The sequence below is a fragment of the Kitasatospora sp. NPDC058046 genome (assembly GCF_042885595.1).
Classification (GTDB): Bacteria; Actinomycetota; Actinomycetes; order Streptomycetales; family Streptomycetaceae; genus Kitasatospora.
Genome location: NZ_JBHVRS010000005.1, coordinates 177080 through 192235, shown reverse-complemented (window position 1 = coordinate 192235; position 15156 = coordinate 177080). Strand labels below are relative to the sequence as shown.

Here is a 15156-nt window from a genome sequence, read left to right as displayed (position 1 = left end):
GCCGTCCTCCTGACCCGCCCCCGTCACAGAAACGGCCGACCATGCCCCTCCAGCCCCCGACGGTCGACGGAGCCTCCCCGCCCGTCGACCTGGCCACCGTCGACCTCGCCACGATCGACCTCACCGACCCGCACACCTACCTCGACCTCGACGTCCGCGCGATGTGGGCCCGGTTCCGCGCCGAACAGCCCGTCCACCTGCACCCGGCGACCGACCAGGGCCCGCCGTTCTGGGCGGTCTCCCGCCACGCCGACGTGCTCGCCGTCTACCGCGACAACAAGCGGTTCACCTCCGAGCGCGGCAACGTGCTCGCCACCCTGCTGCAGGGCGAGGACTCCGCCTCCCGCCGGATGCTCGCCGTCACCGACGGGCCGCGGCACCGGGAGATCCGCAACCTGATGCTCCGGTCCTTCTCGCCCCGGGTGCTGGCCCCGGTGGTGGCCGGCGTGCACGAGCGGACCGCCGCGCTGCTCCAGGAGGGCCTGGCCCGCGGCTCCTTCGACTTCGTCACCGACCTCGCCGACCACATCCCGATCAACACCATCGGCGACCTGATGGGCGTCCCGGTCGAGGACCGCGAGCGCCTCGTCCACTGGAACACCCAGACCCTCTCCCGCACCAGCGCCGAGCACACCGCGACCGAGGAGTGGCTGGCCCGCAACGAGATCCTGCTCTACTTCTCCGACCTCGCCGCCAAGCGGCGCAAGCACCCCGGCGACGACGTGATCAGCGCCCTGGCGACCGGCACCGTCGACGGCGAGCCGCTCAGCCAGGAGGAGGTCGTCTTCAACTGCTACAGCCTGATCCTCGGCGGCGACGAGTCCAGCCGGATGTCCTCCATCGGCGCGCTCATCGCCCTCTCCCGGCACCCCGAGCAGTGGCGGGCGCTGAAGGACGGCTCGGTCGGGCTGGAGCCGGCCGTGGAGGAGGTCATGCGCTGGACCACCCCGGCCATGCACTTCGGCCGGCGCGCCCTGACCGACGTCGAACTCGGCGACCGGACGATCCGGGCCGGCGACGTCGTGACGCTCTGGAACAGCTCGGCCAACTTCGACGAGGAGGTCTTCGACCAGCCGAACCGCTTCGACCTGGCCCGCACCCCGAACAAGCACGTCGCCTTCGGCTACGGCCCGCACTTCTGCCTGGGCGCCTTCCTCGGCCGGACCCACGTCGAGGCGATGCTCGCCGCCCTGCGCGGCACCGTCGGCGGGATCGAGCTGCTCGGCGAACCGGTCCGGCTCTACTCCAACTTCGTCCACGGCTACAGCAGCCTCCCCGTCCGCCTCACCGCCTGACCCTCCCCCTCCCTCCCCTCCCCTTTCTCCCCCCTTGCCCCTCCTCCCTTGCCCCTCTTGCCTCGCCCCTCCTCGCCACCGACCGGGAGCCCCACATGGACATGGCCATCCGCGCCGAGGGCCTGCACAAGCGCCACCGGGACGTCGTGGCGATCGCCGACATCCACCTCGGCGTCCGGACCGGCACCGTCCTCGGCCTGCTCGGACCGAACGGCGCCGGCAAGACGACCACCGTGCAGATCCTCACCACCCTCACCACCCCGGACGGCGGCCACGCCGAAGTGGCCGGCTACGACGTCGTCCGCCAACCGCACGAGGTCCGGCGCCGGATCGGACTGGCCGGCCAGTACACCGCCGTGGACGAGGTCCTGACCGGCCGCGAGAACCTCGTCCTGCTCGGCACCCTGCTCCACCTCGGCCGCCGCGAGGCCCGCCGCCGGGCCGACGAACTCCTGGAACGCTTCCGCCTCGCGGACGCCGCCCACCGCCCCGCCCGCGCCTACTCCGGCGGCATGCGCCGCCGCCTCGACCTCGCCAGCTGCCTGATCACCGCGCCCCCGGTGCTCTTCCTCGACGAACCCACCACCGGCCTCGACCCGGTGAGCCGGATGGAACTCTGGGGTCAGGTCCGCGAACTCGTCGACGGCGGCACCACGGTGCTCCTCACCACCCAGTACCTGGAGGAGGCCGACTACCTGGCCGACCAGATCGTGGTCGTCGACTCCGGCCGCGTCATCGCCGACGGCACCCCCGACGAACTGAAGCGCAAGGTCGGCAGCGAATGGCTGGAGCTGACCGTCGCCTCCCCCGCCGACGTCGCCCCGGCCCTCGCCGCCCTCCGCCCCGCCCTCACCGCCGAACCCACCGTCGACACCCAGAAGGGCCGGCTCTCCATCCCCCTCGACGACGGCCTCAACGACATCGCCACCGTCGCCGCCGTCCTGCGCCGCGCCGACATCCCCGTCGCCGACTTCACCATGCGCCGCCCCACCCTCGACGACGTCTTCGCCCACCTCACCGGCCACCCCGCCCCCTGACCACCCCGCCTCGGGCACTACTCCGCCTCGGGCACCCCCCGGTGGATCTCGCTGATCACCGCCACGGTGGGTGTGGTCGGTCCACACGTCCGCCTGCGGGATGTCGGGGCTGCGGAGCTACGGGGCCAGGTCGACGGCCAGGCAGTTGTAGAAGGTCCAGGAGCGCTCGGGGTCGTGGGCCGTGTTCGCCGCGCCGCCCGGGCCGGTTGCCGCCTCCTCGGTCATGTCCTCGAAGCGGATGCGCTCGGGAAGGGTTCCGTAGCGTGCATGCCGCGCTTTGGCGGCGGGATCGACTGCGGGCCGCTCGGCCATGGCCACTCTCCTCGTCGGCGATCGCGAGCGGCGCCCTCGCGGCGCCGGAGGCGGCTTTCAGGGTGCATTCCACATCGTCACCTGTCAAGGCGGTGACGAGAACGCGCCCATCGCTCCCGCCTGCGCGCGCTTGGCCGATTCTGCCCTCGCGGCGCTTTGTTGAAGATGCAATGATCTTCCCTCGAGCCGGAACCGCCCGACGAACCACCGGCCGATCCGGCAGTTCCCTCCCACCCGAGAAGGCGGATCGCATGTTCACACCCGAGACGAAACTCCGCGGCGCAGCCGTCGCCGCAGCCCTGGCCGCGACCCTGGTCGGCCTCGGCGCCGGGACGGCCGGCGCCACGGGCTGGCCGCCCCTGCAGCCGGGCGCGCGCCTCTACTCCTCCACCTACGGGCAGGGGTTCGCCACCACCGTCGACCTCACCGACCTCGGCACCTGCCACACCCTGTGGCCCGGCGCCCGCTCGGTGCAGATCGCCAACGGGGGCGCCACGCTGGCGCTGTACGCCGAGGCCGACTGCAACGGCCCCGGGTGGCTCAGCGGAACGCTGGCCCAGGCCAACCTCCCGCGGACCGCCCTGAGCTACCGGGTCCTCCAGGCGTAACACCTCCCGGCGCGGCGCCCTCCCCCTCGGGCGCCGCGCCCACGCATGTCCTCATTTCGTCACCCCTTTGACAGGTGACGCAGGCGCATGGAAACCTGTCGTCACCGGCTGGAGCAGTTACTTACCGATGAGGACACCCACCATGGCAGTCGTACGCTTCCATCTCGTCTCCACGCTCGGCACGGAGGACGTCCTGGCGGTGCTGACCGACTTCGGCCCCTCCCGCGCCGAGGCCTGGCCGACGATCGACGCCGAACACTTCGAGGTCCACGCGCTCGGCGACACCTGGGCCGAGGTCACCGAGGGAACCGCCGCCGCCTGGGAGCGCGCCCGCTACGAGTGGGAACCGGGCGGCCGCACCGTCACCGTCACCACCCTCGACTCCAAGCTCTTCGGCCCGGGCGGCGGCTGGGTCTTCCGGATGACCCCCGAGGGCGACGGAACCCGGGTCGACGTCCAGCTGACGCGGCAGCCGAGCACCCTCAAGGGCAGAATGCTCGCCGCGCTGCTCCCCGTCGCCGCTCCGCCGGCCCTGCGCAAGTCCTTCGCCGGGCCGCTGCGGGTCCGGTGATCCACCGCACGGACTGATCCACTCCCGAAAGGGGCCGACAGCACCCGCTGTCGGCCCCTTCGCCGTCCCCCGCCCGCCCCGCGCGCGACGCACGAAGGCCCGGCCCGCGCCGTCGGGCGCGGGCCGGGCCGGGGCGGCACCGGAGGGAACCGGCACTGGGAGAGGATCGGCGCCGAGCAGGGATCAGTGCTGGGAAGGGAGGACGCAACGGAAGCTGGAGGCGGCGGCCGGGTCGCCGTGGCCCCGGTAGCGGGACACCTCGGGGTAGCGGCACAGGTCGCGGTCGACGCTCCGCCCGGTGGCGTCGAGCAGCGTGGCGGGCAGCGTCCGCGGCGCCTTGCCCTGCTCGACCCAGGCCGTCAGGGCGGCGAGGTCGTCGGTCGTGCCGCCGCCCTTGTTGAGGCCGCAGTGGGCCGTGCCCGGGGCGAGGAAGAGCCGGTAGAAGTCGTCGACCCGCTTGCCGCCGCCCATCGTCCGCTCGACCTGCCGGCGGTAGTCGACGGTGCCCTGGGCGGGGATGAACTGGTCGGCCTGGCCGTGCCAGGTCAGGAGTTTGCCGCCGGCGTCGCGGAAGGCGGACAGGTCGGGGTCGTCGGTGCCGATGATCCGGCCGTACTCGGTCCGCGACTGCTCGAACAGCCGGGTGAACTGGTCGTAGGTGATCGTCGAGATGTCGAACGAGGGCTGCTTCTTCAGCCAGTTCGTGACCCAGAGCCGGGGCACCGGGAACGGCGCGCCCCGCACCTGGCCGTTCGCGTCGGGCGCGGTGGTGCCGGCCAGCCCCGCCAGGTCGGCACCGACCGGGACGCCGGACCAGAGCCTGCGGCCCGAGGCGGTGCGCGGACCGTCCCAGATCTTGCGGACGACGGCGGCGTCGGCGGCCGTGATGGTCAGCTCCTTCCCGTCGCAGACCACCGTGGTGCCGATCAGCCGGCGCGGGTCGAAGTCGCACCGCGACGCGTCGTTGACCAGCTTGTCCTCGGCGCCGTCGAGCGGGTCGCAGGCCGCGACGGCGGCGTCCGTGAAGGCCTTGAACGCGCAGGCGGACGGGTAGGTCCTCTCGTTGTTCATGACCACCTGCGGCCACAGGGTGGCGACTTCGAACTCGTCCCAGCTGACGGCGGGCGCGTTGGCGAGGATGCCGTCGAAGTCGTCGGGGTAGCGCTGGGCCTCCAGGTAACCCTGGCGCCCGCCGGTGGAGCACCCGTTGAAGTAGGAGTAGGAGGCCGGACTGCCGAAGTGCGCGGCGACCACCTGCTTGCCGACGATCGCCGCCTCGTGCTGGGAGCGGGACGCGAGGTTGTTCAGCAGCGCGGTGTCGACCTCGCCCTTCGCGTTCAGCGCCCAGTCGGCGTCCACGGCATCGGCGAGCCCGCCGTCGGTGGTGGTCGCGGCGTAGCCGTTCTTGACCGCGGTGCCCATCCCGACGCCGTTGTCCCCGGCGGCGAAGGCGCTTCCGCCGAGCGCCTGGAAGCGACCGTTCCAGCCGCTGACGGGCAGCCAGGTCCGCACCCTCGCATGGTCGTTGTCGCCCGGGTGGGTCAGGGTGACGGTCACCTCGCAGAAGGCGGGGACACCGGTGACCGTGCCGCCCACCACCCCGGTTCCGTCGATGGTCCCGCCGTCCCGGCGGGCCGCCATCACGGACTCCACCGCCGTACCGGCGGGGGCCCGCACGGCCGGCGCCGAACAGTCGACCGGCGCGGGCAGGGAGCCGTACGGGGTCTCCGCCACTGCCGCCGGCAGGTGCACCGCGGCCAGCGCCGCGCCGGTCGCGAGCACGATCAGGAATCTCTTCATGGGTATCCGTCCAGGAAAAAGGTGGGCATGCGCCCGGCCGCCAAGGAGCGCGTGCGGGGCGTACGGGCAGGGCTGGTCGACGTACAAGACGTGTCCGGTCCAGATGGTGACGGTCCGATCGCTGACGACCGCGGGCCGATGCCCCTCGGACAGTCGCCGCAAGTGGCGGTGATCAGCCGAGATTTGGCTCAAGCAGTCGGTGCGCAGGGGCAGCTCTCCCGTGTGCGCCGGGTCGGGCTGCTCTCATGTCCGTCACCGGTTCAGCCGGTGACGATGCTGGCACGGTCGCGCCCGGCCTGTCAACGAGACGGCGAAGGGGCCCCGGCGGCACCGGCCGGTGCGGGAGCCGGAGCGAAAGGAGCCGTGGCAGAGGGCAGTTGCCGGCCGCCGCCCGCTGGGCGCGCACTTATCCGCTGCCGGCTGTCGGCGGTGCCTGCTACAGTCGCATCGACCTGTAGTCGTGTGATCGAGGAGTGGCAGACGTGGCGGGTGACGACGACATCTCCGGGTGAGATCCGGATCTGACGGCCACCGGCCGGTGCTTCAGGAGCGCCGCCGAGGTGGTCCGTTTCGTCGTACCCCTTCTCCGCACGTCTGCCCAGGGCAGAGGTCTACCTTCCTGCCCTCATCCCTTCGAGGTCATCCCCGTGTCCAACGTGTCCAACGCCGCCGTCGTCTGCTCGAACCTCTCCTTCGCCTGGCCCGACGACACCCCGGTCTTCCAGGACCTGTCCTTCACCGTGCCCGCGGGCCGGACGGGCCTGGTCGCCCCCAACGGCGCCGGCAAGAGCACCCTGCTCAAGCTGATCGCCGGCGATCTCAAGCCCGCCACCGGCTCGGTGTCGGTCACCGGGCGGCTCGGCTACCTCCGCCAGAGCCTGCCCCTGACCTCCGACCTCACCGTCGCCGAGGTGCTCGACGTCGCCGCGGTCATCCGGGCCATCGACGCCGTGGAGTCCGGGGACGTCGACGAGCGGCACTTCACCACCATCGGCGACGACTGGGACATCGAGGAGCGCACCCGTGCCCAGCTCGACCGCCTCGGCCTGACCGACCTCACCCTGGACCGCGGCCTGAGCACGCTCAGCGGCGGCCAGATCGTCTCCCTCGGCCTCGCCGCCCAGCTGCTCAAGCGCCCCGACGTGCTGCTGCTCGACGAGCCGACCAACAACCTCGACGCGGAGGCCCGGCACAAGCTCTACGACGTGCTGGGGGAATTCAACGGCTGCCTGCTGCTGGTCAGCCACGACCGCGCTCTGCTCGACCGGATGCAGCACATCGCCGAGCTCGGCAACGGCGAACTGCGCTTCTACGGGGGCGACTTCACCGCGTACGAGGAGGCCGTCCGGGCCGAGCAGGAGGTCGCCGAGAAGAACGTCCGCAACGCCGAGCAGGAGCTGAAGCGGGAGAAGCGGGAGATGCAGCAGGCCCGCGAACGCGCCGAGCGCCGTCAGAGCAACGCCGCCCGCAACCTCAAGAGCGCCGGCCTGCCCCGCATCTTCGCCGGGAACATGAAGCGCGGCGCCCAGGAGTCCGCGGGCCGGGCCGGCCAGATGCACGCGGCCCGGGTCGGCGAGGCCAAGGCCCGGCTGGACGAGGCCGGGCGCGCCCTGCGCGAGGAGCAGCGGCTCTCGCTGGAGCTGCCCGACACCCAGGTGCCCGCCGGGCGCAACCTCTTCCTCGGCGAGGGCCTGCAGGTCCACCACGCCGGCCGCCCGGTGTTCGCCGACGGCGGCGTCGACCTGAGCGTCCGCGGCCCCGAGCGCATCGCGCTGACCGGGCCCAACGGCGCGGGCAAGAGCACCCTGCTGCGCCTGGTCACCGGCGAACTCACCCCGGACAGCGGGGAGATCAAGCGCAACGACGGGCGGATCGCCTACCTCTCGCAGCGCCTGGACCTGCTGGACCTCGACCGCACCGTGGCGGAGAACTTCGCCGCGTTCGCCCCGGAGCGGCCCGAGACGGAGCGGATGAACCTGCTCGCCCGCTTCCTGTTCCGCGGCGCCCGCGCCCATCTGCCGGTCGGGGTGCTCTCCGGCGGCGAGCGGCTGCGCGCCACCCTGGCCTGCGTGCTGTGCGCGGAGCCGGCCCCGCAGCTGCTGCTGCTCGACGAGCCGACCAACAACCTCGACCTGGTCAGCGCCGGGCAGTTGGAGAGCGCGCTGAACTCGTACCAGGGCGCCTTCCTGGTGGTCAGTCACGACGAGCGCTTCCTCGCCGAGATCGGGGTGAACCGCTGGCTCCGGCTGGCCGACGGCACGCTGCGGGAGACGGGGGCGCCCGCGGTGTGAACCGCCGCCGTGTGACGCGGCCCGCCCGAGGCTCGGTGCCCGGGCGGGCCCACCCCCTCACGTCGGAAGGTTTCCCGTGTTCCCCCTGTCCCAGAACGCCCTGCTCGCCCATGACCTCGTCCGCGTCCTCGGCGGTCGTCGCGTCCTCGACGGCGTCGGCCTGACCGCCGCCCCCGGCCACCGGATCGGCCTGATCGGGGAGAACGGCGCCGGCAAGTCCACCCTGCTGCGGGTGCTCGCCGGCGTGGACGAACCCGACGCGGGAAGCGTCTCCCGCCCCGATGACCTCGGCTTCCTGCACCAGGAGATGCCCTTCGACCCCGCCGCGACCGTCGCCGCCGTCCTGGACGACGCGCTGCGCGAGACCCGCGAGGACCTGGTGGAACTGGACCGGCTCGGCGCGGAGATCGCCCGGCTCCCGGAGTCCGACCCCGGGCACGCGGAACTCCTGGACGCCTACGGCAGGCGGCTGGAACAGGCCCGGTACCGGGAGTCCTGGGACGCCGACCGCCGTGCCGCCCTGGTCCTCGACGGGCTGGGCCTCGGCGCACCGGCCCTCGGCCCGCTCGGGCACGACCGCACGCTCGGCTCGCTGTCCGGCGGGCAGCGCGGCCGGCTGGCCCTCGCGGCGCTGCTGGTCCGACGGCCGTCCGCGCTGCTGCTGGACGAGCCGACCAACCACCTCGACGACGGCGCTGCCGCCTTCCTGGAGGAGCAGGTCCGCGCACTGCCCGGCACCGTGGTCGTCGCCGCCCACGACCGGGCGTTCCTCGACGCCGTCTGCACCCACCTGATCGACCTCGACCCGGCGGTGGACGGACCGGTCCGCTACGGCGGCAACTACAGCGCCTACCTGGGCGAGCGGCGCGCCGAGCGGGACCGCTGGGAGCGGCGATTCGCCGAGGAGCAGCAGGAGTTGGCGCAGCTGCGCCACGCGGCCGGCGTGACCGCGCACCTGGTCGCACCGGACCGGGGGCCGCGCGACAACGAGAAGATGGGCTACGGCCACCGGGCGGGCCGGGTGCAGAACCAGGTCTCCCGACGGGTGCGCAACGCCGCCCGCCGACTGGAGGAGCTGGAGCGCGCGCAGGTCCCCGAACCGCCACGCCCGCTGCGGTTCGCCGTCGAATCCCTGGCGGCGGACACCCACGCGCCGTCCGACCCCGGCGAGGGCCTCCGGCCCCTGGTGTCGCTCCGGGACCTCCGGGTGCCCGGCCGGCTCGCGCTCGAAAGCCTGGACGTCGCCCCGGACGACCGGCTGCTGGTCACGGGCGGCAACGGGACGGGCAAGTCGACGCTGCTCGCCGTACTCGCCGGCCACCTCACGGCCGAGGGCACGGTGCACCGGCACCCCGGACTGACGGTCGGACTGCTCACCCAGGACACCGAGTTCGACCGGCCCGACCGCACCGTCCGCGACACCTACGGGCAGGCGCTGGGCGCGGCGCGCGCCGAGCGGGTGCCGCTGGGATCGCTCGGCCTGCTGCACGCGGCGGACCTGGACAAGCCCGTCGGCCGGCTGTCCGTCGGGCAGCGCCGACGGCTCGCACTGGCGCTCCTGGTGGCCGAACCGCCCCCGCTGCTGCTGCTCGACGAACCCACCAACCACCTCTCCCCGCGCCTCTGCGACGAACTGGAGGAGGCCTTCGGCACCGGTCCCGGCGCGATCGTCCTCGCGAGCCACGACCGCTGGCTGCGCCGACGCTGGCAGGGCCGCGAACTGCGGCTCGACCCGGCGGGCGCCACCCGTCATTGCCCCCCGACACAGTCACCTGCCAGCATGGTGATGTGAACCTTGACCATGTCTTCGTCTGCGGGCACCCCGCCCTGGACTTCGCCGCTACGCTCCGTGCACGGCGCACGGTCCGGTTCGAGATGTTCGTGACGCCGGAGCGCCTGAACGCCTGGTACCTGGACTGCGGTCTGGTGGACACGATCACGCCCGGTGACGAGCAGGACGTCCGCGAGGCGACCACCGTCCGCGAGGCCGTCTACCGGCTGATCACCAACCGCCGACTCGGCGAGGCCTTCGACCGCGAGGCGCTCGCCGTACTCAACGGCGCCGCGCGCAAACCGCCCGTGACACCGCAGCTCACCCTGACCGGACGGCACAACGAGGCGACCCCCGAGCAGGCGCTGGCAACCGTCGCGCGCCAGGCGGTCGAACTCCTCAGCGGCCCGGACGTCCCCCTGCTGAAGGAGTGCGGCAACCCGGAGTGCACCCGGGTCTACATCGACCGCTCCCGGGGCATGCGCCGCCAGTGGTGCGGCATGGACTCCTGCGGCAACAAGATCAAGGCCGCCGCCTACCGCGCCCGGAAGAAGACCCCGTCCGCCACGACCGCCCGATAACCCCCTCCGGCCACGGCCCCGCAGCGCGGGCCGTGGCCGCTCGGCGTCGAACGCGCTCGGCGGGGCTGTCCGACCGGTCAGGTCCCCTCAGGCCCGGCGGCGGCCGCCGCCGGCGAGGCGGCGGTCCCGGCGGCTGCGGCGGACGGACGCCCCGAAGGTGACGATGGAGATGCTGATGATGGTGACGCTGACGACCAACAGGACGAGGTCGGCGTTGGGCACCTGGGTCATGGCGACGGTGACGGCCGCCAGGAGGATGCAGACGCCCAGGCCTTTGAAAACGTTCATGGTGTTCTTTCGGGCTACTTCCACGCGGAGACGCGTGTCATGTACGACTTGATGACGGAGGAGACGAGCCAGTAGGTGCGGACCACCGTGAAGACGAGTTCCGGGATCAGCAGGGCCTCGACGATCATGGCCTTGGGGCCGAGCTTGCGAACCCGGAGCGCCGGGTAGAGGACCCAGAAGCCGATCATCGCCCAGAACAGCGGCGCGTGGCTGACGCCGAACCGCGCCATCGCGGCCACCTGCTTGGTGCCCCAGCCGAGGATGTAGGCGGAGGCGATGAGCCCCATGATCAGGGTGCTGATCGAGTGCCAGGTGAACTTCGTCCAGCCGCGGGCGCGCAGGGTGTCGACCGTGCCCCGGGACCAGCGTTCGCGCTGCTGGATGAGCTCGCGCAGGGTGGGCATCAGGTCGGTGTAGGCGATGCACAGCTCGTTGGCGGTGACCTTCCAGCCGGACTCCTTGAGCGCCAGCGTGGTCTCGTAGTCCTCGACGAGGTTGCGGTGGTCCTCCCAGAAGACCTCGCCGCGCCAGTCGATGAGGGTCTGCAACGCCTCGGCCCGGTAGAAGCTGCCGGCCCCGGACATGGTGTGCACGTCGGCGCGGTAGCGGGCACTGGCCGCCCGGCCGTACTCGATGATCTGCATGCCGAGCAGGTAGCGCTGCCAGGGGTTGCGCCACAGGCCGGTGCGGCCGAGGCAGGAGGCGCTGACGCCGCCGAGCTCGGGGTCGGAGGAGATGACGTTGCGGGCCCGCTCGATGAACCGGTGGTGCAGTTCGGTGTCGGCGTCCATCACCAGGACGTGGCGCACCGCGCCGGTCAGGCGCCCGCCGACCGCCTCCCGCAGCCACTCCAGTCCATGGTTGAGGGCGCCCGCCTTCTTGTGCGGGTTGTTGTCCAGATTGAGCACGACCGTCGGCGGGGTGCGCTCGTCGTCCGCGAACCGCTGGGCGAACTCCCGTGTGCGGTCGGTGGAGTTGTTGACGACCACGATGATGAGGTCGGGGCGCCGGCTCTGCTTGGCCAGGGAGTCCAGCGACGTCAGGACGCCGACCTCCTCGTTCCGGGCGGGAACGAGGATCACCGTGTCGTAGAGGGCGGTGCCGGCCGCGGGGGCGACCCGACCCCGACGGTGCCGGCTGCGCGAGGACCGAGCCTCCTCGATGGGCGCGCTGGGCGCGGCGGTACCTGACACGGTACGAACTCCCCCGTTTTGACGGCGCGGTAGTCAACGCCGTTCACTCTGTGTGCATCCTGTGATGGTCCGGGAGAGGATATCGCCCCAAAATGTAGATGGTTCAACGGCCCGGCGCGACACACTCCAGTGGGGGAAACGCAGCGCGACCACACGCTCCCCCACCGTGATACCGGCTGCTCAGACGCTCAGCTAAAGGACGCCAAATCGGACAGATCACCCCCGGCGTTAACGTCCGCGAACGTGGCCGACACCACATGTCCATTCCTTCCCCCACCTGCCTCTGGGAGGAGTTAATGCCGATCCAACCTCGTTCAAGCACCTTAAAAGAGGAGTCAAAGGCATGGATAAGATGAGCCCGAATTGATCGATCCGATGCGAGGCGTGTACGTACTGACGCCTTCCGCATCCCCCTGTGCATCCCCCTCGGAGGAGCAGTCGTGACCCGCCCCACCCCGCACACCCGCACGCGGGCCGCACTCGGGACCGCCCTCCCTCTGGTCATGCTCGCCGTCGGCGCGGGCGCCTGCGCGTCCGACGGCAAGCCGTCCGGACCGGCGGCCGCCCACGGAGCGGAGAAGCAGCAGGCCTCTGCCGCGACTCCCGTCCCCACGCCCACCGCCCCGCCCGGCCCACCCGGCGTCTTGTTCGACGCCTTCCACTACACCGGTGCCGAGGACCCGGCCCTGGCCTCACACGGCTGGACCGTCCGCACCGACGGCGGCGGCCCCGGCATCCGCGACACCTGGTCCAAGGAAGGCCTCTCCTTCCCCACCGTGGCCGACGCCCAGAGCGGCCAGGCCATGCGGCTGCGCGTCACCACCGACGGCACCCCCAAGGGCACCAAGCAGGTCGAGGTCGGACGCACCGCGGGCGAGTCCCTCAACGGCACCATCGCCGCCCGGGTCTTCTTCAGCGACAAGCCCACCGACGGCCGCGACGGCGACCACATCATCCAGACCGTCTATGCGATCTCGCCCGACCACAACTCGAAGAAGTACAGCGAGTTGGACTTCGAGTACATGCCCAACGGCGGCTGGGGCGCCCCCGGCCCCCGGCTCGACACCACGAGCTGGCGCAGCGCCGCCCAGAACGACCGGGACACCCTCGCCACGAACAAGAGCGTCGCCGGCTGGCACACCCTGATGCTCACCGCCGACGCCGGGAAGGTCACCTACTCCGTCGACGGCAAGACCCTCTACAGCAGCGGCAGCAAGTCCTACCCGCGCGAGCCCCTGAGCATCCGGTTCAGCTCCTGGTTGATCGACCTCCCCACGACGCCGTCCGGCACCCGGACCTGGGACATGAACGTCAACTGGCTCTACTACCAGGCCGACAAGAAGGTCCCCCTCGCCGAGGTCGAGAAGGCCGTCGGCGGCTTCTACGCCGCCAACACCACGTTCGTGAACACCCTCCCCAAGAACTGATCCCCTGTCCGAAATCCCCGGCCGACAAGAGACAAAGGCCGGGCACGCCACGCGGCCGACCTGACGAAGGACAGCAGGGGACGAGGCCGCCCGCATGGGCGGCCTCGTCCCCTACATGTGCCCCGCGGGTCGACAGGAGCCTTGACCCGGAACGCCACGGAAGCGTCAACGACGCCGGTGAATCCCCCTCGTATTACGGCATTCCGCCGTTCAGACCTCCGTAGTTGGCGGTCAGGGCCGCCGCGAAGGCGTCCGGGATGCCATGGAGCCAAAAGGCCATCGAGACATACGACTCCAGTGCGCCCGACACCTCGAGGAAGGGTCCGAACCGCTCGCGCCATTCGTTCCGCGTGGCCGCATCCGGAAAACCCCGGAAAACCGCGACCTCGGGATCCCTCTCGCCCCAGCACCCCCACCGTCCGGAAGGGCCGGTCACCGCGATGACATTGGCGGAAACCGCGATCGACTCCGCGAAATCATCGTCCGACGTGAAGCCGATCCTCTCCCAGTAGTCGTCCATGCCCGCGTCGACGGACAGCGACACCGCCGGGTACGTCCCACACTCCGGAAGGTAGAACTCGTCGGCACCGGGCTTGAGAACCAGCAGGTCGACGCGGTCGTCGCCGTGCCACCGGGCCATCGCGCAGAGCGCCGGCCAGAACTCCCGGGTGAGGACCGCGTCGAACTCGCAGAACAGCGAATCCCCCGCGTTCTTCCGGAAAACCTGGCCGGGCAGTCTGGCGTCGAGGTCGAAGACGGACGCGCTGCGGGAGCGGACATCGAGGTAGGCGTCGCGATCGACCATGACCGAGTCTTCCGTTGCCGCCATTCGTCCCCCACCCTGATCCTGATATCCGCGTTCTTGGATTCCGCATTGTAGTAGTCAGCCGACGGAAATCAGGCTGCCCGCCCCCAGCCGACGCCGTCCCCGTCGGTTCCGGCCGCGAACGGCGCCCTCGCCGACCACGTGGACCGCCGGGTCAGCGCTCGCGCCCCCGGGCCTTGAGGGGGACGGTGGGGAGTTCCGGGGCGGGGAGGCGGGCGCCGGCGTAGCCGTGGACCTCGCCGAAGCGGGTGCCGGCCATCCAGTCGGCGCGGGCCTGGGCGATGTCGTCGGTGGTGCGGCCGATGAAGTTCCACCACATGACGATCTTCTCGTCGAAGGGCTCGCCGCCGAGGAGGAGGACGGCGGCGTCGGCGGCGGCGCGGAGGGGGAGGTCGGGGCGGCCGCAGCCGAGGTAGAGCATGGAGCCGGGCTCGACCGGGACGTCGTCGACGTCGACGCGGCCGGACATGGCGAGGACGGCGTACTCGAAGTCGGGGACGAGCGGGAGGCGGAGGTCCGCGCCGCCGGTGAGGGCGAGGTCGGCGCCGACCAGCGGCGTGTGGGTGGTGCCGGGCGAGGTGGCGGTGTCGAGGGTGCCGAGGATGACGGTGGCGCGCAGGCCCGGGGCGGTGACCACGGGCAGGTCGGGGTGGTGCTCGAAGGCGGGGGCGAGGTGGCGGCCGGCCTCCGGGAGGGCGACCCAGAGCTGGGCGCCGTGCAGGTGGCGGGCGTGCGGGCGGGGGGACTCCTCGGAGTGGGAGATCGCCCGGCCGGAGGTCATCAGGCCCAGCTCGTACGGCCGGACGGTCTGGAGGCTGCCCAGGCTGTCGCGGTGCAGCACCTCGCCCTGGTGGAGCCAGCTGACCGTCTGGAGGCCCATGTGCGGGTGCGGCGGGACCCGCATGCCGGGCTCGTCGGCGATGTCGTCGGGGCCGTAGTGGTCCACGAAGCACCAGGCTCCGACCATCCGGCGGCCGAGGTTGGGCAGCAGGCGGCGGACCACCGTGCCCGCACCGAGCGGGAACTGACGGGCCGTCAGCAGGTCCTTCGCCGGGCCGGTGCCGGCCTCGCGGCCGCAGCTGGTCGGGGCCGGCTTGAGGTCGAGGTTGCTCATCGCGGTTCCACCACCGTACGGAGAGGGGCCGGGCGGGGTCCT

Annotated in this window: 14 protein-coding genes; 8 read left to right on the top strand and 6 right to left on the bottom strand. The window is 72.0% G+C overall.

Features of this window, described 5'->3' with window-relative positions:
* Window positions 1–41: 41 nt before the first annotated feature.
* Window positions 42–1295, top strand: coding sequence for a cytochrome P450 (locus ACFVU7_RS13145; protein WP_049649278.1), 1254 nt, complete (start codon window positions 42–44; stop codon window positions 1293–1295).
* A 95-nt stretch (window positions 1296–1390) separates the two neighbouring features.
* Window positions 1391–2332 (top strand): ATP-binding cassette domain-containing protein, encoded by a 942-nt coding sequence (locus ACFVU7_RS13140; RefSeq protein ID WP_388045062.1) that lies wholly within the window; start codon window positions 1391–1393, stop codon window positions 2330–2332.
* 117 nt (window positions 2333–2449) lie between these two features.
* Here the strand turns inward: ACFVU7_RS13140 and ACFVU7_RS13135 are convergent, their stop codons facing one another.
* Entirely contained in the window at window positions 2450–2644 is a 195-nt protein-coding gene (locus ACFVU7_RS13135) for a hypothetical protein (protein WP_388045061.1), read from the bottom strand.
* 251 nt (window positions 2645–2895) lie between these two features.
* On the opposite strand from ACFVU7_RS13135, the gene ACFVU7_RS13130 reads away from it, so the two are divergent.
* A complete protein-coding gene (locus ACFVU7_RS13130) occupies window positions 2896–3252 on the top strand; it encodes a hypothetical protein (protein WP_388045060.1) in 357 nt (118 codons plus the stop codon).
* 142 nt (window positions 3253–3394) lie between these two features.
* Window positions 3395–3823, top strand: coding sequence for a hypothetical protein (locus tag ACFVU7_RS13125; RefSeq protein ID WP_049649284.1), 429 nt, complete (start codon window positions 3395–3397; stop codon window positions 3821–3823).
* Window positions 3824–4006: 183 nt separating this feature from the next.
* Here ACFVU7_RS13125 and ACFVU7_RS13120 read toward each other — a convergent pair whose 3' ends face one another.
* Window positions 4007–5623, bottom strand: coding sequence for a tannase/feruloyl esterase family alpha/beta hydrolase (locus tag ACFVU7_RS13120; protein WP_388045059.1), 1617 nt, complete (start codon window positions 5621–5623; stop codon window positions 4007–4009).
* Window positions 5624–6279: 656 nt separating this feature from the next.
* On the opposite strand from ACFVU7_RS13120, the gene abc-f reads away from it, so the two are divergent.
* From abc-f to ACFVU7_RS13105, 3 genes are all read left to right on the top strand, one after another.
* Window positions 6280–7914 (top strand): ribosomal protection-like ABC-F family protein, encoded by a 1635-nt coding sequence (gene abc-f / locus ACFVU7_RS13115; RefSeq protein WP_049649298.1) that lies wholly within the window; start codon window positions 6280–6282, stop codon window positions 7912–7914.
* 85 nt (window positions 7915–7999) lie between these two features.
* Complete coding sequence (locus ACFVU7_RS13110; protein ID WP_388045232.1) at window positions 8000–9706, top strand: ABC-F family ATP-binding cassette domain-containing protein; 1707 nt, start codon at window positions 8000–8002, stop codon at window positions 9704–9706.
* On the top strand, window positions 9703–10266 hold the full coding sequence (locus tag ACFVU7_RS13105; RefSeq protein WP_049649287.1) for an ABATE domain-containing protein: 564 nt from the start codon (window positions 9703–9705) through the stop codon (window positions 10264–10266). The genes ACFVU7_RS13110 and ACFVU7_RS13105 overlap by 4 nt, the downstream gene beginning before the upstream one ends.
* Window positions 10267–10353: 87 nt before the next feature.
* On the opposite strand, the gene ACFVU7_RS13100 is transcribed toward ACFVU7_RS13105, so the two are convergent.
* Together ACFVU7_RS13100 and ACFVU7_RS13095 are read right to left on the bottom strand one after the other, a co-directional pair.
* The gene (locus tag ACFVU7_RS13100; RefSeq protein WP_074002423.1) at window positions 10354–10554 is read right to left on the bottom strand and encodes a hypothetical protein; all 201 of its coding nucleotides are present in this window, start codon (window positions 10552–10554) and stop codon (window positions 10354–10356) included.
* 14 nt (window positions 10555–10568) lie between these two features.
* Window positions 10569–11747 (bottom strand): glycosyltransferase family 2 protein, encoded by a 1179-nt coding sequence (locus tag ACFVU7_RS13095; protein ID WP_079272107.1) that lies wholly within the window; start codon window positions 11745–11747, stop codon window positions 10569–10571.
* A gap of 440 nt (window positions 11748–12187) precedes the next feature.
* Here ACFVU7_RS13095 and ACFVU7_RS13090 point away from each other — a divergent pair, with 440 nt between their 5' ends.
* Window positions 12188–13174 (top strand): glycoside hydrolase family 16 protein, encoded by a 987-nt coding sequence (locus tag ACFVU7_RS13090; RefSeq protein ID WP_388045058.1) that lies wholly within the window; start codon window positions 12188–12190, stop codon window positions 13172–13174.
* Between the two features lie 193 nt (window positions 13175–13367).
* On the opposite strand, the gene ACFVU7_RS13085 is transcribed toward ACFVU7_RS13090, so the two are convergent.
* Both ACFVU7_RS13085 and ACFVU7_RS13080 read right to left on the bottom strand, forming a co-directional pair.
* Entirely contained in the window at window positions 13368–13979 is a 612-nt protein-coding gene (locus ACFVU7_RS13085; RefSeq protein ID WP_388045057.1) for a hypothetical protein, read from the bottom strand.
* A 175-nt stretch (window positions 13980–14154) separates the two neighbouring features.
* Entirely contained in the window at window positions 14155–15114 is a 960-nt protein-coding gene (locus ACFVU7_RS13080) for a pirin family protein (protein WP_388045056.1), read from the bottom strand.
* Between the last annotated feature and the right edge of the window lie 42 nt (window positions 15115–15156).